The 19759-nt window shown below is 73.9% G+C and carries 16 protein-coding genes; 14 read left to right on the forward strand and 2 right to left on the reverse strand.

The features are described 5' to 3' along the window. Positions 1–21 precede the first annotated feature (21 nt). Entirely contained in the window at positions 22–912 is an 891-nt protein-coding gene (locus I6A60_RS19895; protein WP_203055664.1) for an HAD family phosphatase, read from the reverse strand. Positions 913–1456: 544 nt separating this feature from the next. Here I6A60_RS19895 and I6A60_RS19900 point away from each other — a divergent pair. From I6A60_RS19900 to I6A60_RS19950, 11 genes are all read left to right on the forward strand, one after another. Beyond that, positions 1457–1735, forward strand: coding sequence for a glutaredoxin family protein (locus I6A60_RS19900; RefSeq protein ID WP_203015740.1), 279 nt, complete (start codon positions 1457–1459; stop codon positions 1733–1735). Positions 1736–2053: 318 nt separating this feature from the next. Then, entirely contained in the window at positions 2054–2962 is a 909-nt protein-coding gene (locus tag I6A60_RS19905) for a redox-sensing transcriptional repressor Rex (RefSeq protein WP_203015739.1), read from the forward strand. Further along, complete coding sequence (locus I6A60_RS19910; protein ID WP_203015738.1) at positions 2959–4350, forward strand: glutamyl-tRNA reductase; 1392 nt, start codon at positions 2959–2961, stop codon at positions 4348–4350. The genes I6A60_RS19905 and I6A60_RS19910 overlap by 4 nt, the downstream gene beginning before the upstream one ends. Next, on the forward strand, positions 4347–5489 hold the full coding sequence (hemC, locus tag I6A60_RS19915; RefSeq protein ID WP_203015737.1) for a hydroxymethylbilane synthase: 1143 nt from the start codon (positions 4347–4349) through the stop codon (positions 5487–5489). Before I6A60_RS19910 ends, hemC begins: the two co-directional genes overlap by 4 nt. 4 nt (positions 5490–5493) lie before the next feature. After that, on the forward strand, positions 5494–7347 hold the full coding sequence (locus tag I6A60_RS19920) for a uroporphyrinogen-III synthase (RefSeq protein ID WP_203015736.1): 1854 nt from the start codon (positions 5494–5496) through the stop codon (positions 7345–7347). Further along, the gene (gene hemB / locus I6A60_RS19925) at positions 7344–8366 is read left to right on the forward strand and encodes a porphobilinogen synthase (RefSeq protein WP_203015735.1); all 1023 of its coding nucleotides are present in this window, start codon (positions 7344–7346) and stop codon (positions 8364–8366) included. The genes I6A60_RS19920 and hemB overlap by 4 nt, the downstream gene beginning before the upstream one ends. Before the next feature lie 182 nt (positions 8367–8548). Next, complete coding sequence (locus I6A60_RS19930) at positions 8549–8752, forward strand: heavy-metal-associated domain-containing protein (protein WP_203015733.1); 204 nt, start codon at positions 8549–8551, stop codon at positions 8750–8752. Positions 8753–8783: 31 nt separating this feature from the next. Further along, positions 8784–11315: a cation-translocating P-type ATPase gene (locus tag I6A60_RS19935; RefSeq protein ID WP_203055665.1), complete on the forward strand. Its 2532-nt coding sequence runs from the start codon at positions 8784–8786 to the stop codon at positions 11313–11315. A gap of 930 nt (positions 11316–12245) precedes the next feature. Then, positions 12246–13253 carry an ATP-binding cassette domain-containing protein gene (locus tag I6A60_RS44065; protein ID WP_374113338.1) on the forward strand — a complete coding sequence of 336 codons (1008 nt, stop codon included), beginning with the start codon at positions 12246–12248 and terminating at the stop codon, positions 13251–13253. Then, complete coding sequence (locus tag I6A60_RS19945; protein ID WP_203015731.1) at positions 13253–14119, forward strand: ABC transporter permease; 867 nt, start codon at positions 13253–13255, stop codon at positions 14117–14119. Before I6A60_RS44065 ends, I6A60_RS19945 begins: the two co-directional genes overlap by 1 nt. 121 nt (positions 14120–14240) lie before the next feature. Further along, on the forward strand, positions 14241–15605 hold the full coding sequence (locus tag I6A60_RS19950) for a glycosyltransferase (protein WP_307873766.1): 1365 nt from the start codon (positions 14241–14243) through the stop codon (positions 15603–15605). A 90-nt stretch (positions 15606–15695) separates the two neighbouring features. Here I6A60_RS19950 and I6A60_RS19955 read toward each other — a convergent pair whose 3' ends face one another. Next, positions 15696–16619: a TIGR03564 family F420-dependent LLM class oxidoreductase gene (locus I6A60_RS19955; protein ID WP_203015730.1), complete on the reverse strand. Its 924-nt coding sequence runs from the start codon at positions 16617–16619 to the stop codon at positions 15696–15698. A 238-nt stretch (positions 16620–16857) separates the two neighbouring features. Here I6A60_RS19955 and hemL point away from each other — a divergent pair, with 238 nt between their 5' ends. From hemL to I6A60_RS19970, 3 genes are all read left to right on the forward strand, one after another. Continuing rightward, positions 16858–18243 (forward strand): glutamate-1-semialdehyde 2,1-aminomutase, encoded by a 1386-nt coding sequence (hemL, locus tag I6A60_RS19960; protein WP_203015729.1) that lies wholly within the window; start codon positions 16858–16860, stop codon positions 18241–18243. Further along, complete coding sequence (locus I6A60_RS19965; protein WP_374113500.1) at positions 18240–18932, forward strand: histidine phosphatase family protein; 693 nt, start codon at positions 18240–18242, stop codon at positions 18930–18932. Before hemL ends, I6A60_RS19965 begins: the two co-directional genes overlap by 4 nt. Positions 18933–19090: 158 nt before the next feature. Further along, positions 19091–19738: a TlpA disulfide reductase family protein gene (locus tag I6A60_RS19970; protein ID WP_203015728.1), complete on the forward strand. Its 648-nt coding sequence runs from the start codon at positions 19091–19093 to the stop codon at positions 19736–19738. The last annotated feature ends 21 nt before the right edge of the window (positions 19739–19759 follow it).

Here is a 19759-nt window from a genome sequence, read left to right on the forward strand (position 1 = left end):
CGCCCGTTCCGGCCGATCGCCCTAGGCTTCGCCGTAGCGGCGCTTGAGGGCCAGGCCGGCGGCGACGCCACCGGCGAGGGCGCCGAGACCGGCCGCGGTGGGGATGCCGACCTTGGCTGCCTTGCGCGCGGTGCGGAAGTCCTTGATGGTCCAGTCGCGGTCCTTGGCAGCGGACTTCAGGTCCGGGTCAGGGTTGACGGCGACGGGATTGCCGACCATGGACAGCATCGGCAGGTCGTTGATCGAGTCCGAGTACGCCCAGCAGCGGGTCAGGTCGAGGTGCTCCCGGTCGGCGAGCGCGCGGACAGCCGCGGCCTTGCCGGGGCCGTGCAGCGGGTCACCGACCAGGTGGCCCGTGTACCGGCCGTCGACGACCTCGGAGACGGTGCCGAGGGCGCCGGTCAGGCCGAGCCGGCGGGCGATGATCGAGGCCAGCTCGACCGGTGTGGCCGTGACCAGCCAGACCCGGTGGCCGGCGTCGAGATGTTGCTGCGCGAGCGCGAGCGTGCCCGAGTAGATCTGCTCGGCCATCCGCTCGTCGTAGATCTCCTCGCCGTAGCGGACGATCTCGCTGACCTCCCGGCCGGCCACGAAGGCGAGCGCCGCCTCCTTGGCGTTGTGCATGCCGTTCGGGTCCTCCATGCCGCGCAACCGGTAGCTGACGTGCTGCCAGCCGAACTTCAGCAGGTCGCGCGAGTCGAAGAAGTCGCGCGCCGCGAGTCCCCGGGCGAAATAGAAGATCGACGCGCCGGCCATCATCGTGTTGTCCACGTCGAAGAACGCGGCCGCCGTGGGGTCCGGCGGTGGCTTCGGTACGGCCTCGGCCGCCACCTTCAGCGCGGCGGTCGCCGCGGCGTCGGCGGCCGCGGCGTCCACGTCGGTCGTGTCATCCTTGTGCGGTCGCAACCACATCTCATCTCCCGGCTGTCCACGGCTTGTGGCGCTCGGCTTCCGCGGCGCGTCGCGGGCGTCGCTGAGTGGCGCGCGGCGGGCCTGCGTCACCACCGTGCGTGACCAGGTCCGGCCGCCATCCTGCCATCCGGACGGCGGTCCGGGAGCCGGCCCACCCGCCGCGCGCGACCGGCGCGCCGGGAAGCCCTGGCGTGTCCCGTGGCTCTGCCACTGGTGCCTCCGGAGGCGAGAAGAAGGACCATATCCCGTACTCCTTAGGCCTGCGCACCCGAGCCTACGGCCCGCCAGCCGGTGCGCGTCGCAGGAACTGCGCACCACACGCAGCTCGTTCCCCGCCCATGGGTACGGTCGGCGGACACGCGGTGACAGCGGCCGGACGTCCAGGTGACGAACAGGTTGGCTGGCTGATGGTGATCGATCGGACATGATGGGTGACTGATCGAAGGGTGGCCGCCAGCACCCACGGCAGCCGGCCCGAGACGGGCCCCACGCCGGGACTCGCCCAGCCGGGGGCAGACTCGACGGAACGAGGTGACGGTTGACGATGTCGACGGGAGCAGCCGTGAGCGAGGCTCGGATCACTCTGATCAGCAGGGTCGGCTGTCACCTTTGTGACGACGCCCGCACGGCGGTCGCCCGGGTCGCGGACGAGACCGGCGTCGGCTGGCGGGAGCTTGATGTGGATGCCGACCCGGAGCGGGCGGACGAGTACGGCGACCGGGTGCCCGTCGTCCTGGTCGACGGTCGCGAGCACGGCTACTGGCGGGTCGAGGAGGCACGCCTGCGCGACGCCCTCGCCGGTCGCCGCTGGTCGCTGCGCTGACCCGTCCTGACGGCGATACCACCATCCGAAACTTTGTGAACTCTTTCACGAAGTCGTAGACTCACCCCATGCTCGGGCATGGTGCCGCGCGCGATCGGCGTGGTCGCTGGCCGGGCGTGCCGGCCGGGTGCGTCAGTCGGTCGCCTCAGCTGGACAGCCGGCGACCGGGCCACCGCTCCCCGCCTCGACAGACTGAGCCTTTCCTTCGTGGCCTCCGACCAGGGCTCGACGACCTGGGGCCTCGGTGAGACGGGAAAGGCTCACTGCTGCCGCGAACCACGCCCGGCCGCGGCCAGACCGCTGGAGGAGCCGCGCCTCATGAGCCCGTCCCGGCGCCCGTCGACGAGGGAGAAGCGACCCCGTCCGGCGGTACCCGAGGCGACAGTCGCCCGGCTGCCGCTCTATCTGCGGGTGCTCACGGGTCTGGCCGATGACGGCGTCGAGACCGTGTCGTCGGACACGCTGGCCGCCGCCGCAGGGGTCACCTCGGCGAAGGTTCGAAAGGACCTCTCGCACCTCGGTTCCTACGGCACCCGAGGCGTTGGCTACGACGTCGACGTGTTGCTGGACCGGATCTCGGCGCGCCTGGGGCTGACCGAGGACCGGGGCGTGATGCTGGTCGGAGTAGGTAATCTCGGGCACGCGCTCGCGCGCTATGGCGGTTTTCCGGCGCGTGGGTTCCGGATTGTCGCGCTCGTCGACGCCGATCCCGCTCGTGCCGGTGAGCTCGTCGGCGGGGTGGAGATCCGGCCGGTCGTCGAGCTGGAAAGACTGATCGAGGACTATCAGGTGACGATCGGTGTGATCTGTACCCCGGCCGCGGCGGCGCAGCAGGTCTGCGACCGACTGGTTGCCTCGGGGGTCACCAGCATCCTCAATTTCGCCCCGGTTGTGCTGTCCGTGCCTGACGGGGTCGATGTGCGTAAGGTCGATCTGGCGGTCGAGCTGCAGATCCTGTCGTTCCACGAGGCCCGCAAACGTCCGGACCGGTCCGCCGAGCCGCGCATCCGGCCGGTCGCCCCGGGCACGCTCCCTCTTGAGGGGGCAATCGGCGCGCTCTCCCCGGACGGGGCGACAGGCTCGCGGCCCGAACTGCGCACCCTGGCGACGGAAGGGCGCACCCTGGGAATCGCCCCGGCGGAGCGCGGGGACGCGGAGCCGGCGCCTACAACGGCGGCCGGAACGGAGGCCGTGATGCGGCTGGCCACAGGAAGTGAGGGCTCGTGAGCCTCCTCGCCGTCGGGCTGAACCACCGGACCGCGCCGAACGCGTTACTGGAGCTCGCCGCGGTCTCGGGCGACGATGCCCCGAAGGTCCTCGGCGAACTGGTCCAGGCCGACCACGTGGTCGAGGCCATAGTGCTGTCCACCTGCAACCGCACCGAGATCTACGCCGAGGTCGACACGTTCCACGGTGGCCTCGCCGACATCTCCGACACGCTGTCCCGCGTCTGCGGGGTCGAGCTGTCCGAGCTGTCGCCGCACCTGTACGTCCATCACGAGGCGCGCGCGGTAGGGCACCTGTTCTCGGTGGTCTGCGGCCTGGACTCGATGCTCGTCGGCGAGAGCCAGATCCTCGGCCAGGTCCGCGGTGCCTTCCGCGGCGCCCAGGAGGCCGGCACGGCCGGCGGTGCCCTCGCCGCTCTGTTCCAGACGGCGCTGCGGGTCGGAAAGCGGGCTCACAGCGAGACGTCCATCGACGCCGCCGGAGCGTCGATCGTCTCGGTCGGCCTGCAGATCGCCGCCGGCAGCCTCGACGTCCGGCGCCCGGAGCGGCTGTCCACGGACGTGACCGGGATCGACGGAGACACATCGGAAGCCGAGCTCACCGACTCGGCCAGCCAGCCCCTCGTGGGCTGTCGGGTCCTCATCATCGGCGCCGGCTCGGTCGGTGCCCTGACGGCGGCGACCGTCCGGCGGGCGGGGGCCGTCGACCTTGTGGTCGCGAACCGCACCCCGGCCCGGGCCGCTGCGATCGCCGAGAACCATGGTGCCCGCGTCGTGGGCCTCGCCGACCTGCCGCACGAGGTCGGCCAGGCGGACCTGGTCGTCTCCTCGACCGGAGCCACCGGCCTGGTGGTCACCTACGAGATGGTCGAGGCGGCCTCGGTGGGCCGGTCCGGCCGGCCGCTGGTCTTCCTCGACCTCGCCCTGCCGCACGACATCGACCCGGCGGTGCGCGCGCTGCCCGGAGTCACTCTCGTCGACCTGGAGTCGCTGCGGGTCGCGCTCGACGGCGCGCAGGTCTCGCACGACCTGGAGGCGGTGCGCGCGCTGGTGGCCTCCGAGGTCGCCGGGTTCCTCAACAAGCGCGGGGCCGTCCGGGTCGCGCCGACGGTCGTCGCGCTGCGGGCCCAGGCCGCCGCGATCGTGCAGGACGAACTCGACCGGCTGCGTGGCCGGCTGCCTGACCTGGACGCCCGGGAGTGGGAGATGGTCACCGGGACCGTCCGCCGCGTCGTCGACAAGCTGCTGCACGCGCCGACGGTGCGGGTCCAGCAGCTCGCCGGCGGGCCTGGTGGCGACTCCTACGCCGAGGCGCTGCGCGAACTCTTCGACCTACCCAGGGAGGTGCCGGCCGTCGTGTCGGCCCCCGACCTGCTGGAGCAGCCGTGACCTCCTCGTCCTCGACCTCGTTGTACCCGCTCGGCCCGGCCGGCCGGCGGCCCTCCACCGCGGCCCGGCAGGCGCCGGCGTCGGCGGTCGAGGCCGGCGGGCTCCCGAGCCGGCTGAGGCTGGGGACCAGGCGCTCCGCGCTCGCGCTCGCGCAGTCCGGAATGGTGGCCGACGAGCTGCGCACCCGGCTCGGCATCGAGGTCGACCTGGTCCACGTCGTCACCGAGGGCGACCGCAACCGGGCCGAGATCAGCCAGCTCGGGAGCACCGGGGTGTGGGTCAGCGCCCTGCGAGAGGCGCTGCTGGCCGGCGAGGTCGACCTGGCCGTGCATTCGCTCAAGGATCTTCCGACGGCGCCCCCGGAGGGCATCACGCTCGCCGCGATCCCACCGCGTGAGGACGTCCGCGACGTGCTCGTCTCGCCGACCGGCCGCACGCTCGCCGAGCTCGGCCCCGGCGCACGGATCGGCACCGGCGCGCCCCGTCGGGCGGCCCAGCTGCGAGCGCTCGGACTCGGCCTGGACGTGGTGCCGATCCGCGGCAACGTGGACACCCGGATCAAGAAGGCGATCGACGGCGAGGTCGACGCCGTCGTGCTGGCCCGGGCCGGGCTCGCCCGCCTGGACCGGCTGGACGCGATCACGGAGCTGCTGGAGCCGGAGGTGATGCTTCCGGCTCCGGGCCAGGGCGCGCTCGCGATCGAGTGCGTGGCCACGACGCTCGCTCCGCTGACCCTGCTGACGGTCGGCACCCCGGAGGACCAGGGGGCGGTCACGGGGATGAGCTGCCCCGTCGCGCCCGGAAGCGGAGTTGAGATTCCGCTTGAGCGGCTGCTACGGTTTGTGCTCGACGATGCACCGTCGTCCGTGGCGGTCAGAGCGGAACGCGCCTTCCTGGCGGCGATCGAGGCGGGTTGCACCGCTCCGGTCGGCGCGCTGGCGCAGGTTCTTCCGGCTCGTGGGCAGGTGTCTGCCAGCGGGGGTGAGGTTCGCCTGCGCGCGGTGGTCGCGTCGCTGGACGGAACGACCGTCCTGCGACGTGAGCTGGAAGGTCCGGCCGCCGACCCCGAAGCGCTGGGCAGGCGCCTCGCGGACGACCTGCTGTCCGCAGGAGCACACACGCTGATGGGAATCCGCTGACGTCATGGCCACTCGACGAACGAAGAAGCCAGTATCCCCGGTCGCCCTGGTGGGCGCCGGGCCCCGTGACCCCGGCCTGCTGACCGTGCTGGCCGTCGAGACCCTGCAAGCCGCCGACGTCGTCGTCGCGGACCCGGATGTCGCGCCGGCGGTGCTCGAACCGCTGGCCGCCGAGGTCCTCAAGATCGGCGACCTGGACGCGCCGAAGCCGATCCGGGACGCGGAGGCCGCGACGGCCGCCGTCGTCAGCCGGGCGCGCGCCGGTGACAAGGTCGTCCGGCTCTACTCGTCCGACCCCTGGCTCACCCGGATCGGCGCGAACGACGCGCAGTCGCTGGCCAAGGCCAAGATCCCCTACAAGGTCATCCCCGGGGTCGCCACCGGCGCGGCCGTCTCGACGTACGCGGGCGTCGCCCCCGGCCTTCCGGTGACCTACGCGAGCACGACCGGCGTCTTCTCGTCCAGCGGCGAGCTGCCGGCGGCCTCGCCGTTCGGGCCCGACGCCGTCGGCCTTGGCTCATCGCCGTTCGGCACGTCGCGCGGCCTGATCGGCCGGCCGCTCGGCGGTTCGCTGGGCGGCGGCCTCGGCGGCGGGCTGGGCTCCAGTGGTCTCGGCGGCGGCCTCGGCAGCGGCGGGCTGGGCGGTGGCCTCGGTGGCGGGCTCGGCCTCGGTGCCGGGTTCGGCGGCCTGGGCGGCACCGTCGCGGGCGTCTCGGACGTCGACTGGGCCGGCCTCGCGCAGACCCCGGGCACCCTCGTGATCACCGCGGCGCCGAACGAGATCGGCAAGGTCGCGACGGCTCTTGTCGAGCACGGCCGGCCGGGCGACACCCCGACCGCGGTCACCGTCGACGGCACCACGACCGACCAGCGCACCGTCAGCTCGACCCTCGACCGGATCGAGAACGACGCCGCGCCGCTGCTGGCGAACTCCAGTCAGCCGCCGTCCCAGATCGTGCTCTCGATCGGCCCGGTGGTCGCCACCCGGTCGAAGCTCTCCTGGTGGGAGACGCGGGCGCTGTTCGGCTGGACCGTGCTGGTGCCGCGGACCAAGGAGCAGGCCGCGATCCTCTCCGACCTACTGCGCTCGCACGGCGCGAGCCCGCTGGAGGTGCCGACGATCGCCGTCGAGCCGCCGCGGACCGCCGCCCCGATGGAGCGGGCCATCACCGGCCTGGTCTCCGGTCGCTACCAGTGGGTTGCCTTCACGTCGGTCAACGCGGTCAAGGCCGTGCAGGAGAAGGTCGAGGAGCGCAGCCTTGACGCCCGTTCGTTCGCCGGCGTCAAGGTCGCGGCGATCGGCGAGGCGACGGCGGAGGCGCTGCGGTCCTTCGGCATCCGGCCCGACCTCGTGCCTGCGGGCCAGCAGTCGTCGGAGGGCCTGCTCGCCGACTGGCCGGAGTACGACAGCTCGCTCGACCTGCTCGACCGGGTGCTGCTGCCCCGGGCCGACATCGCCACCGAGATCCTCGAGGCGGGCCTGAAGGAGCGCGGCTGGCAGGTCGACGACGTCACCGCGTACCGGACCGTGCGCGCCGCGCCGCCGCCCGCCCCGATCCGGGAGGCCCTCAAGGGGGGCAGGGTCGACGCGGTCGTGTTCACCTCGTCCTCCACAGTGCGCAACCTGGTCGGTATCGCGGGCAAGCCGCACGAGACGACCGTCATCGCGTGCATCGGCCCGAAGACCGCGGAGACCGCGCAGGAGCTGGGCCTGCGGGTCGACGTCGAGGCACCGGAGGCGACGATCGCCTCGCTGGTCACCGCGCTCGCCGACTTCGCCGCCGAGCACCGCGAGGAGCTCGGCAAGGTCGGCCCGCTCGCCGCCCGGCTGCCCAAGCCGCGCCGAGGCCGACGGTGACCATCGGGGGCCGGCCGGCGGGCGGTTCGGCCGCCGGCTTCCCGCTGGCCCGGCCGCGCCGGCTGCGCCGCACGCCGGCGCTGCGCCGGCTGGTGTCGGACGTGCGGCTGCATCCGGCGGACCTGATCCTCCCGGCCTTCGTCAAGGAGGGCGTCAGCGAGCCGGTCCCCGTCGGTTCGATGCCCGGCGTCGTCCAGCACACCAGGGACTCGCTGCGCAAGGCGGCCGCCGAGGCTGCCGAGGCAGGCGTCGGCGGGATCATCCTGTTCGGCGTGCCGGCTGAGAAGGACGCCCGTGGCTCGGCCGCCGACGACCCGGACGGGATCGTGCAGCTCGCCATCGCGGACCTCGTGTCCGAGGTGGGTGGGTCGATGGTCGTCATGGCCGACCTCTGCCTCGACGAGTACACCGACCACGGCCACTGCGGCCTGCTCACCGAGACCGGCGATGTGGACAACGACGCGACACTGGAGCGGTACGCCTCGATCGCGGTCGCGCAGGCGCGCGCCGGCGTCGAGGTGGTCGCGCCGAGCGGGATGATGGACGGCCAGGTCGGCGCGATCCGGGCGGCTCTGGACGGCGCCGGGTACCCGGACCTGCCGATCCTGGCCTACTCCGCCAAGTACGCGTCGGCCTTCTACGGCCCGTTCCGGGAGGCAGCCGAGTGCGCGCCGCAGTTCGGCGACCGGGCCGGCTACCAGCAGGACCCGGCCCGCTCGGCCGCCGAGGCGCTGCGCGAGGTCGCGCTCGACCTGGCCGAGGGCGCGGACGCCGTGATGGTCAAGCCGGCGCTCGCGTACCTGGACGTCCTGCGGGCCGTCGCCGACTCCGTGGACGTGCCGGTCGCGGCCTACCAGGTCTCCGGCGAGTACTCGATGGTCGAGGCCGCCGCAGCCAACGGCTGGGTCGACCGGGACCGGATCATCAGCGAGACGCTGACCGCGATTCACCGTGCGGGCGCCGACCTGATCCTCACCTACTGGGCCACCGAGGTAGCGCAGAAGCTGCGCCGCGCCTGAGGCGCCTTTCCACCAGGTACTGACCCCCTCCACCGAGTTCCGCGGCCAGTGGCGAAAGCCGCCGCTGGCCGCTCGGCGTTTCCGGACTTCGGCCGCTCAGCGATTTCTGGTACCCCCGGGGGGTACCGTGGGACTGTGGAGCGGCGTAGTCGGGGTGGCGCCGCCGGCCGGGAGGGATTGTTATGACTGTCAGCACCTACACGGTGACCGGAATGACCTGCGGGCACTGTGTCCAGGCCGTGACCGAGGAGCTCTCCCAGCTGCCCGGCGTCACGGCGGTGAACGTCGACCTCGCCTCCGGGCAGGCCGAGGTGGGCAGCGAGGCGCCGCTGGACAGTGCCGCCGTCCGCGCCGCCGTCGAAGAGGCCGGTTACCAGCTCGCCTGAAACCGGCTCGGATCGGACGGAGGCGACGACGATGGCGACAGTCCGCAACCCTCGGACGGCCGGGCTTCGACCGGTCGACGCCGGTGAGCCCCTGGGCCCTGGCGACACCGTGGAGCTGCTCGTCGGCGGGATGACCTGTGCCTCCTGCGCGGCCAGGGTGCAACGCCGGCTCAACAAGCTGCCTGGCGTCGACGCGTCGGTGAACTACGCGACCGAACGCGCCACGGTCAGCCTCGTCATCTCCCCGGCCCCGGCCCCGGCCCCGGCGCCAGCGGCCGTCGACCTCGCCGATCTGGTCCGGGAGGTCGAGGCCGCCGGCTACAGCGCCGCGCCGCTGGTCGCACCGCGCGCCGGTCGCGGGGGCCGGACGCTCGTCGACGACCCGGACGCACCAACCGTCGACGCGATCGAGCAGGCCGAGGCGGTGGAGGCCGCCGAGACCCGGCGGTCCTGGACCCGGGTCTGGGTGAGCGTGGCGCTGACGGTGCCGGTGATCGTGCTCGCGATGGTGCCCCCCGCGCAGTTCCCCGGCTGGCAGTGGGTGTCGCTGGGGCTGGCCGCTCCGGTCGTCGGCTGGGGCGGGCTGCCGTTCCACCGGGCGACCTGGCGCAACCTGCGGCACGGCGCGGCCACGATGGACACCCTGATCACGCTGGGCACGCTGGCCGCGTTCGCCTGGTCCCTCTACGCCCTGGTGTTCGGCGAGGCCGGCCGGATCGGGATGCGGCACGGCTTCGACCTGCTGGCCTCGCGGTCGGGCGGGGCGGACACGGTGTACTTCGAGGTGGCGGCGGGCGTCACCGTGTTCCTGCTGATCGGGCGCTACCTGGAGCTGCGCTCACGGCGGCGGGCCGGGGCGGCGCTGCGGGCTCTCCTGGAGCACGGCGCGAAGGACGTCGCCGTGCTCGGCCCGGACGGCATCGAGCGACGGGCCGCGGCCGATTCGCTCGCCGTCGGGGACCTGTTCGTCGTGCGGCCCGGCGAGCGGGTCGCCACCGACGGCGTGGTCGTCGACGGCGCGGCCGCCGTCGACACCAGCCTGGTCACCGGCGAGTCGGTGCCCGTCGACGTCGCGCCGGGCGCGTCGGTCACCGGCGGGACCGTGGCGGCCGGCGGCCGGCTGGTGGTCCGGGCCACCCGGGTCGGTGCCGACACCCAGCTGGCGCAGATGGCCCGGCTGCTCGCCGCCGCGCAGTCCGGCAAGGCCGAGATCGCCCGGCTGGCCGACCGGGTGTCGGCCGTGTTCGTCCCGGTCGTCCTCGTGCTCGCGGCCGGCACGCTGGCCGGGTGGCTGCTGGCCGGGGCCGGAGCGACGCCAGCCTTCACCGCCGCCGTCGCCGTGCTGATCGTCGCGTGCCCGTGCGCGCTCGGGCTCGCGACCCCGATGGCGCTGCTGGTCGGCACCGGGCGCGGCGCCCAGCTGGGCATCCTGATCCGTGGGCCCGAGGTGCTGGAGTCGACCCGCAGGGCCCAGGTCGTCGTCCTCGACAAGACCGGCACGATGACCGTCGGCCGGATGGCGGTCACCGAGGTGCATCCGGCGGCGGGCATGAACCCGGCCGACGTGCTGCGGCTGGCCGGGGCCGTCGAGGCCGCGAGTGAGCACCCGATCGCACGGGCGATCGCCGGCGCCGCCCGAGACGCCCTGGCGTCCCGGCATCCTGTCCCGCCCGGCAGCGCTGACCCGTCCGGGTCAGCGCTGCTGCCCGGCTCCGCTGACCCGTCCGGGGCCGTCGGAACTGACGAGCTGCCGCCGGTCACGGGTTTCGTCGCGTTGCCCGGGCTCGGGGCGGATGGCGTCGTAGCGGGGCGCCTGGTGCTCGTCGGCCGCGCTCGGCTGCTGGCCGAGCGGGGCGTGCCCGTTGACGACGACGTGGCCGGCTGGCAGGCGGCGACCGAGGCAGCCGGCGCGACGGTCGTGCTGGTGGCCTGGGGGGACGCCGCCGGCCCGGCCGGTGCTGACCCCGTGACGCTCGACGCGCTGGGCGCGGCGCGGGTGCGGGGAGCGATCGCCGTCGCCGACACGGTCCGGCCGACCGCGCGGGAGGCCGTCGCAGGCCTGCGTGACCTCGGCCTGCGGCCCATGCTGGTCACCGGGGACGCGGAGCCGGTCGCGAGGGCGATCGCGGCCCAGGTGGGGATCGCCCCAGCCGACGTCGTCGCCGGGGTGCTGCCGGCGGGCAAGGTCGACGCGGTTCGGGCGCTACAGGCCGAGGGACTCGTCGTGGCGATGGTCGGCGACGGGGTGAATGACGCGCCGGCGCTCGCCCAGGCCGACCTGGGGCTGGCGATGGGGACCGGCAGCGACGTCGCCATCGAGGCCGGTGACCTGGTGCTGGTCGGCGGCGACCCAAGGGGGGCCGTCGACGCGATCAGGCTCTCGCGGGCCACGCTGCGGACGATCCGCGGCAACCTGTTCTGGGCGTTCGCCTACAACGTCGCCGCGTTGCCGATCGCCGCCGCCGGGCTGCTCAACCCGATGATCGCCGGCGCCGCGATGGCCGCCAGCTCTCTGTTCGTCGTCTCCAACAGCCTGCGCCTGCGCCGCTTCACCCGTCGTTGATCGGGAGCCGCGAGCGGCACGCGACGCGGCGGTGGGCCTGGCCTGATGTGCGTCTGGAAAAGTTTCGGTAACCGTTCATGACTGGTGGGCCAGTTCGCCGACCTGGAAGTTCTGGGTGTGCCACGGTGTGACCTATCTGGCGCGCTATGTGGTCTCTCGGACACGGCAGGACTGGTCGGCCAATATCGGCACAACACGGCGTACGACGACGGCGCCGCGTCGACACAGGCGACCACGTTCCAGGCCGCTCGCGAAGCAATCGCCCTGGGGGAGCGATGAGCGCGGCGACGCAGGAACCAGCCGAGCCGGTCCACGGACCGGCCTGCCCGAGCGAAGGGTCACCAAGAAACGGTCATGACGACCACCCGACCGGCGCGGAAGCCCGCGCCAACGGCGGTCCCCGCCACCCCAACCACCGAACCGGAGCCCATGGCCCCGGACGAGGGCGACAGTCCAACACCGGCAGCCGAGAACGTCACTCCGGCCGAAGGCAGCGAGCCGGCCGCCGAGGCCGAGCCGGACCAGCCTGAAGCCATCAGGCCGGCGGCCGACAGCGAGCCGGACCAGCCTGACGACGCCGAGCCGTCGGCCGAGGCGGACCCACCCGATGAGGCCACGCCGGTAGCGGAAGCCGAGCCGGAGCCCGTCGACGGCGCTGAGCCGGATCCGGCGGACGGTGTCGAGCCCGTGGCGGAAGCCGTACCGGCGCCCGTCGACGGCGCCGAGCCGGTCGCGGAGGCCGAGCCGGAGCCGGTGGACGGTGCCGAGGCGGTAGCGGAGGCCGAGCCCGAGCCGGTGGACGCTGCTGAAGCGGTAGCGGAGGCCGTGCCGGAACTGGTCGAGGGTGCCGAGGCTGGGCCGGGCCCGGTCGACGGCGCCAAGCCGGTGGCCGAGACAGCGGCGGACCCGGACCCGACTGGCGAGACCGCGGTGGTCTTCGCGGCGGTCGAACCGGTCTGGGCAATCGACGCCGTCGACCTGGTGAAGACGTATCGCGGCCGGCGGCGCGCGGACCCGCGAGTGCAGGCGGTCCGCGGGATCACCCTGCGGGTGCGGGCTGGAACGATCTTCGGACTGCTCGGTCCGAACGGTGCCGGGAAGTCGACGACGGTACGGATGCTGGCGACGTTGACCCGCCCGGACGCCGGTTCGGCGACCGTAGCCGGCCACGACCTGTTGCGCCACCCGTGGGAGGTCCGCCGCTCGATCGGGATCGTCCCGCAGCGTTCCGGGGCCGACCCGGACGCCACCGGCCGGGAGAACCTGTTGCTGCAGGGACGGCTCTACGGCCTCGGCGGGGCCGAGCTTGCCCGCCGGGCCGACGAGCTGCTCGACCGGTTCGGCCTGGCCGACGCGGCCGGCCGGCTGGCCCGCACCTACTCGGGCGGCATGCTGCGCCGCCTGGACGTGGCGATCGGCCTGGTCTCCCGCCCGGCCGTGCTGTTCCTCGACGAGCCGACCACCGGCCTGGACCCCGAGGCGCGCGCGGTGATGTGGGCCGAGATCGAGGCTCTGACCGCGGACGGCCTGTCGATCCTGCTCACGACCCACTACCTGGAAGAGGCCGACCGGCTGGCCTCCCAGGTCGCGATCATCGAGAACGGCCAGGTGGTCGTCGAGGGAACGCCCGACGAGCTCAAGAGCGAGCTGCACGGTGACGCGGTCGAGCTGGAGCTGACCGCTACGCCGGACGCCCGCCAGGTCGAGGCGCTGCGGATACGGCTCGCGACGCTGCCCGGCGTCGGCGAGGTGACCTTCACCGGCCGGGCGGTGCGGGCCAGGGTCGACGGCGGCGCCGCCATCCTGCCCGCGCTGTTCGCCGCGGTGGACGGCGCCGGCCTCGCGACCGCCGCGGCCACCGTCGCCCGGCCATCCCTCGACGACGTCTACCTGCGCCACGTCGGACATCGGTTCGGCCGGCAGGAGGAGGTGGCCTGATGACGACGATCACCGAGGCGCCGACCGTCACGGGATCCCTCCCGGCGGCGGCCCCGACCGTCGCGCCGACGACCAGCCGTACCAACGCGCGGCCGGCGGGGTACCGCCAGTTCGGGGCGCTGACGGCACGGCTGCTGCGCTCGCTGATGCGCCGGCCGGCCTATCTCGCGATCACGCTCGTGCAGGCGGTGGTCTGGCTGCCGCTGTTCGGATCGCTGTTCCACAGCATCTCGACGGTGCCGGGGTTCGCCGACGACGACTACATCGACTACCTGACCCCAGGCGTCGCCACGATGAGCGTGCTGTTCTCCGCCGGCTGGACCGGGATCCGGTTCATCGACGACATGGAGACCGGCGTGATGGAGCGGCTGCTCGCCTCACCGACGCGCCGCTGGGCCGTCGTCGGCGGCACCCTCGCCAACCAGGCCGTGCTGGTCGCCGTGCAGGTGGCGCTCGTCGTGCTGCTCGGCTGGGCGCTCGGCGCGCACCTGCGCTCCGGGGTGCCCGGGGTGCTGGTGCTGATCGTCGTCGCGGTGACCCTGAGTGCGGCGGTCGCGGCGCTGTCCGACGCCCTCGCGTTGGTGGTGCGCCGCCGGGAGGCGCTGATCGCGGCGGCCAACTTCCTGGTGCTGCCGTTGACCTTCCTGTCGACGGCGATGATGCCGGCGGGGCTGCTGCCCGGCTGGATTCGGGCCGTCGCCCACTACAACCCGGCCAACTGGGCGGTGACGGCGTCGCGGGGAGCCATCGCCGCGAACCCCGACTGGCCGTCCGTCCTGTGGAACCTCCTCGGCCTCGTGGCGCTCGCCGCGCTCGCGTGGGCGGTGGCGGTCCGGGCCTTCCGGAGCTACCAGCGCTCGCTGTAGCCGGCCTGGCGTGCGCCGGGTAGTCGGCCTGGCGCGCGCCGGGTAGCCGGCCGGGCGTGCGCCGCGTAGCCGGCCTGGCGTGCGGCTGCCGTCTGACCGGGGCCGTGGCAGGCTACGGAGAGTGACGGGTCAGATGGTTCTGGTGCTGACGGCGGCGGCGACGGTCGCGCTCGCCGCCTGGTTGTGGCTGGCGGTCTGCTGGGGTGGTTACTGGCGGACCGACCAGCGGCTGCCGGCGCGGCGGGCACCGGCGAAGTGGCCGCCGGTCGCGATTGTCGTCCCGGCCCGGGATGAGGCGGCCGTGCTGCCGGTGACACTGCCCAGCCTGCTGGCCCAGGACTACCCCGGCCCGGTCACGCTGGTGCTCGTCGACGATGCGAGCACCGACGGCACCGCGGAGGTCGCCCGTGACCTGGCGGCGCAGGAGCTCGCCCGGCGGGCCGCGGCCCGGGACGCCGGTGACACCGCGGCACTCGGCGGCGTCGGGCTCACCGTGCTGTCGTCCACGCCGCCGCCGGCCGGCTGGACCGGCCAGCTCTGGGCGTTGCAGCACGGGGTCGAGTTCGCCGGCGAGGCCGAGTTCGTGCTGCTCACGGATGCCGACATCGCCCACCGGCCCGGCTCGCTGCGCGCGCTCGTCGAGGCGGCGACGACGCACCGGCTTGACATGGTCTCCCAGCTGCCGAGGCTGAACATCACCTCGTGGTGGGAGCGGCTCGTCGTCCCGGCGTTCGGCTACTTCTTCGCGATGCTCTACCCGTTCCGCTGGTCGAACCGGCCCCGGTCCGGGGTGGCGGCGGGCGGCGGCTGCTCGCTCGTGCGCCGCGAGGTGCTGCGCGACGCGGGCGGGCTCGCGGCGGTCCGCGACGCGGTCGTCGACGACGTCGCGATCGCGCGGCTGGTCAAGAACGCGGGCGGGCGGACCTGGCTCGGCCTCGCCGACCGGGCCGACAGCGTCCGGCCCTACCCGGCGCTCGCCGACCTGTGGAACATGGTCACCCGCAGCGCCTTCACCCGGCTGCGGCACTCGGGGGCGCTGCTCGCCGGGACGGCCATCGGCATGCTGCTGCTGTTCGTGGTTCCCGTCGCGGCGACCGTGACGGGGCTCGCCGTCGGCGCCTGGCCGCTCGCCGCCCTCGGTGGCGCCGGCTGGCTGCTGCTCGCCGGCACCTACCTGCCGATGATCCGTTACTACCGCCAGCCACCGCCGGTCGCTTTGCTGCTCCCGATGACGGCGCTGCTCTACCTCGGAATGACGTTCGACTCGGTCCGTCGGCGCCGGGCCGGGCGTGGCGTCACCTGGAAGGGCCGGATCTACGGCGACTCGGCGGCCCGGCAGCCGCGGGCGGCGCGAGGCAGGGAGCCGGTCGTCGACGCGGGCCAGCTCGTGCCAGGCCTGGTGCCGGACCAGGCGCCCGCTCCCGCGGCGGACGCGGACGCGGCCCGCCCGGCCGTCCCGGACGGCATCCTCGGCGACCCACGCTGACTCTCCCCGGGCGCCCGCCCGGCCGGCGCGGGGGGGGGGGGTCCGCCCACGCGGACCCGCGCACCTTCGCCGGCTAGCCGACGAACTGAGCTAGCCGGCGGACTGGGCCAGCGTGCGCAGGAGAGCGCGGGTGCGCTGCTCGTCGGCGCTGCCCGCCGGGGCGAACGGCGCCGCGACGAAATCGGTGGCACCCGCGGCCGCCAGCTCGGCGACCCGAGCCGCCACTGACTCCTCGTCACCGATGATCGCGACGTCGGCCGGCCCGGCGGCGCCCTCCCGGTCGAGCATGGCGCGGTAGGACGGAAGCTTGCCGTAGATCGCGAACGTCTTGTTGGCAGCGGCGTGCGCGCCCTCGACATCGTCGGTGACGCGGATCGGCAGCGAGGCCACCACCCTGGGCTCCGGGCGCCCCGCCTGGGCCGCGGCGGCCCGGATCGTCGGGACCGTGTGGTCGCGGATCGTCGCCGGCCCGGTCATCCACAGCACCGTCCCGTCGGTGCGCTCACCGGCCAGCCGCAGCATCGCCGGCCCCAGCGCCGCGACGAGCACCGGCACCCGGCCGAGTCGCGGCGTCGAGAGGCCCGCTGCGGCCCGCAGGGTCTCGCCCTTCACGTCCACCGGCTGCCCGTCGAGCAGCGGCACCAGCGCGGACAGGTACTCGGACATGTGCCGCGCGGGCCGGTCGAAGCTGTAGCCGAACATGTCCTCGATCACCAGCCGGTGCGACAGGCCGATGCCCAGGGTCAGCCGGCCGCCGGTGGCCAGTGCCGTCGTCAGCGCCTGCTGGGCGAGCACGACCGGGTGGCGCGGGTAGGTCGCCACGACCGCGGTGCCGAGCTCGATCCCAGGGACCTGGCTGCCGGCGACCGCGAGCGACGTCAGCGCGTCCAGTCCGAAGATGTGGCTCATCCACGCGGACGTGAGCCCGTCGTCGGCGGCCTGCGCCAGCGTGTCCCGCAGCCGGGCGAGCGCGTCCGTGCCGCCGGGGTCTGGCAGGAGGGTCCCGATGCGCATGACGACTCCGATCGTTCGGCTTCTGGTGCGGGGACTGCCGTAATCTTCGTCACCGTGAGCCCGCACACGCCACTGGCCACGAGGCTCGGGCCACTCCGCCCCGCTCGGCTCCGAGATGCGGCGCGGTGTCGTGTTCGGCCCATCCGGCCTTGCTCGCTATGAGGTGGGTCACACCTCACCCGCCAGGCGAGGCCGGTGGGCGGGTAGCGACCTCCGGTGGACCTGCGAGGATCGGGGCATGCCTGTTCCCGCAGCCCCAGGCGGCGTCGTCCCGTCCGCTGCCCCGGCCTCCGAGCACCTGTTCGCCCGCGCCGAGCGGGTCACCCCCGGCGGGGTCAACTCGCCGGTCCGGGCCTTCCGGGCGGTCGGGGGTGTGCCCCGGTTCATGGTGTCCGGGAAGGGCGCCTACCTGACCGACGCCGACGGGCGTAACTACGTCGACCTGGTCTGCTCGTGGGGTCCGATGATCCTCGGCCACGCACACCCGGACGTCGTCGCCGCGCTCCAGCGGGCGGCGGCCAGCGGCACCAGCTTCGGCACGCCGACGCCCGGTGAGGTGGAGCTGGCCGAGGCGCTGGTCAACCGGGTGGCCCCGCTGGAGCAGGTCCGGCTGGTGAACTCGGGCACCGAGGCGACGATGAGCGCCGTCCGGCTGGCCCGCGGCTTCACCGGCCGTACGAAGGTCATCAAGTTCGCCGGGTGCTACCACGGCCACGTCGACGCGCTGCTCGCCGCGGCCGGCTCGGGCATCGCGACGCTCGGCCTGCCGGACACCCCCGGCGTCACCGGCGCGGCCACCGCCGACACGATCGTGCTGCCCTACAACGACCTGGCTCTCGTCGAGTCGGTCTTCGCCGAGCAGGGCGGCGAGATCGCCGCCGTCATCACCGAGGCCGTCGCGGCGAACATGGGCGTCGTCCCACCGCTTCCGGGCTTCAACGCCGGTCTGCGCCGGTTGTGCGACCAGCATGGCGCGCTGTTCATCTTCGACGAGGTGATGACCGGGTTCCGGGTCTCCCGGGCCGGTTGGTGGGGGATCGAGGGCGTCGCCGAGGGCTGGGCGCCCGACCTGTTCACGTTTGGCAAGGTGATGGGCGGCGGTCTGCCCGCCGCGGCCTTCGGCGGCCGGGCCGACGTCATGGCGCGGCTCGCCCCGGCCGGCCCGGTCTACCAGGCCGGCACCCTGTCGGGGAACCCGCTGGCCGTCGCCGCCGGCCTCGCGACCCTGAACGCCTGCACGGACGAGGTCTACGCGGCCGTCGACGCCCGGGCGGGCGACGTCGCCGGGATCGTCTCCACCGCGCTCACCGAGGCCGGCGTCGCCCACCTGCCGGCGAGCGCCGGCAACCTGTTCAGCTTCTTCTTCACCGACGCCGCCGCCGTCATCGACTACGCGGGTGCCACGGCCCAGGAATCGGCCCGCTACGCGGCGTTCTTCCACAGCATGCTCGACGCCGGCGTCTACCTGCCTCCGTCGGCGTTCGAGGCCTGGTTCGTCTCCGCCGCGCACGACGACGAGGCCGTCGAACGGATCGCCGCCGCCGCACCGGCCGCGGCCCGCGCCGCCGCCGCGGTCGCCGACCCGCCCATCGCCGCCGGTCGGGCCGAGGCGGTGTCCTCGTGACCGAGCCGCCGCCCGTGACGCAGCCGCCGCCCGCGCCGCGGCCGCGAGACGAGCCGGGGACGACCACCGTGCACCTGGTCCGCCACGGCGAGGTGTTCAACCCGGAGAAGATCCTCTACGGCCGGTTGCCGAACTACCGGCTGTCCGAGACCGGTGAGCGCCAGGCCAAGGTGGTGGGCGAGTACCTGGCCGACCTGGACGTGGCCGCCGTGGTCGCGAGCCCGCTGCTGCGCGCCCAGCAGACCGCGGCCCCGATCGCCGCCGCCCACGGCCTGCCGGTGCTCACCGACCACCGACTGATCGAGAGCCGCAACTTCTTCGAGGGCCGCAAGTTCGAGGCCAGCCCCCGGCTGCTGCGTGACCCGAAGATGTGGTCGGTCCTGCGCAACCCGCTCAAGCCGTCGTGGGGCGAGCCGTACACCGAGATCGCCGAGCGCATGCTGCGCGCCGCCGAGCACTGGCGGGACAGCCATCCCGGCCGGCAGGTCGTGCTGGTCAGCCACCAGCTCCCGGTCTGGACGGCCCGGCGCGCGATCGAGGGCCGTCGCCTGTTCCACCGGCCCGACCGGCGCCAGTGCGCGCTGGCGAGCGTCACCTCCGCCGTGTACCGCGACGGGACGCTGCTGCGCGTCGACTACGCCGAACCCAACGGCCCCACCGCCGCCGGCTCGGGCTCGGTCGGCGCCTGAGGCCGCCGCCGCGAGGCTTGTCACAACGGTTCGCCGGGCCCCGGCCGTCGCCTGGGACGGGCGCGGCTTACTGTGGTGAGTGAAGTTCTACGGGTGGTCGTAGACGCGGAGCGAGTGCGGCGACGGAGTAGACCCGAGGCGCACTGGGAGCGCGGAACGTGGCGCACATACTGAGTGACGTGCTGAAGTCGCGGCGGGGCGTACGCGCCCCCGCTGGGCGGGGCCAACGCGGCTGGCGCCGGGCTGTCCTGCCGTCGTTGGCCCTGGCCGTCGGGGTCGGGAGTCTCGGCCTGTTTGGCTGCTCCAGCTCGGCGAACAAGGTCGACGCCTCCACCGGCACCTTCAAGTTCGTGCAGCAGGCGCCGGGCCAGTCCTTCACGGAGCTGGGCCATCGCAAGGCGGCGCCCGACCTCGCCGGCACGACGCTGAACGGCACCAAGCTGGACCTCGCGTCGTTCCGCGGCAAGATCGTCGTCGTCAACTTCTGGGCCTCGTGGTGCTCGCCCTGCCGGGCCGAGACGCCGAACCTGCTCCAGGTGTCCGCGCAGAAGCCGGACGTCGCTTTCCTCGGCGTCAACGAGCGGGATCCCACCTCGCCCGCGCAGGCGTTCGTCCGGGACCACAAAGTCACCTACCCGAGCATCATCGACAAGTACGGGACGCTTTCCGCGCACTGGCCGGTCGCGGTCGCCCTCCCGACGACCTTCGTGCTCGACCCCAAGGGTGACATCGCGGCCCGCTTCGCCGGCGGCGTGACCGCGCAGACCCTCGGCCCGGTCCTCGACAAGCTCGCGGCCGAGACATGACCTCGGTGACGACAGGCGGCG

The organism is Frankia sp. AgB1.9, assembly GCF_016786355.1.
Classification (GTDB): Bacteria; Actinomycetota; Actinomycetes; order Frankiales; family Frankiaceae; genus Pseudofrankia.

Coding starts and splice junctions, on each gene's coding strand:
- I6A60_RS19895 (WP_203055664.1), bottom strand. CDS start 912: ATGTGGTTGCGACCGCACAAGGATGACACGACCGACGTGGACGCCGCG.
- I6A60_RS19900 (WP_203015740.1), top strand. CDS start 1,457: ATGTCGACGGGAGCAGCCGTGAGCGAGGCTCGGATCACTCTGATCAGC.
- I6A60_RS19905 (WP_203015739.1), top strand. CDS start 2,054: ATGAGCCCGTCCCGGCGCCCGTCGACGAGGGAGAAGCGACCCCGTCCG.
- I6A60_RS19930 (WP_203015733.1), top strand. CDS start 8,549: ATGACTGTCAGCACCTACACGGTGACCGGAATGACCTGCGGGCACTGT.
- I6A60_RS19920 (WP_203015736.1), top strand. CDS start 5,494: ATGGCCACTCGACGAACGAAGAAGCCAGTATCCCCGGTCGCCCTGGTG.
- hemL (WP_203015729.1), top strand. CDS start 16,858: ATGCCTGTTCCCGCAGCCCCAGGCGGCGTCGTCCCGTCCGCTGCCCCG.
- I6A60_RS19935 (WP_203055665.1), top strand. CDS start 8,784: ATGGCGACAGTCCGCAACCCTCGGACGGCCGGGCTTCGACCGGTCGAC.
- I6A60_RS19945 (WP_203015731.1), top strand. CDS start 13,253: ATGACGACGATCACCGAGGCGCCGACCGTCACGGGATCCCTCCCGGCG.
- I6A60_RS19955 (WP_203015730.1), bottom strand. CDS start 16,619: ATGCGCATCGGGACCCTCCTGCCAGACCCCGGCGGCACGGACGCGCTC.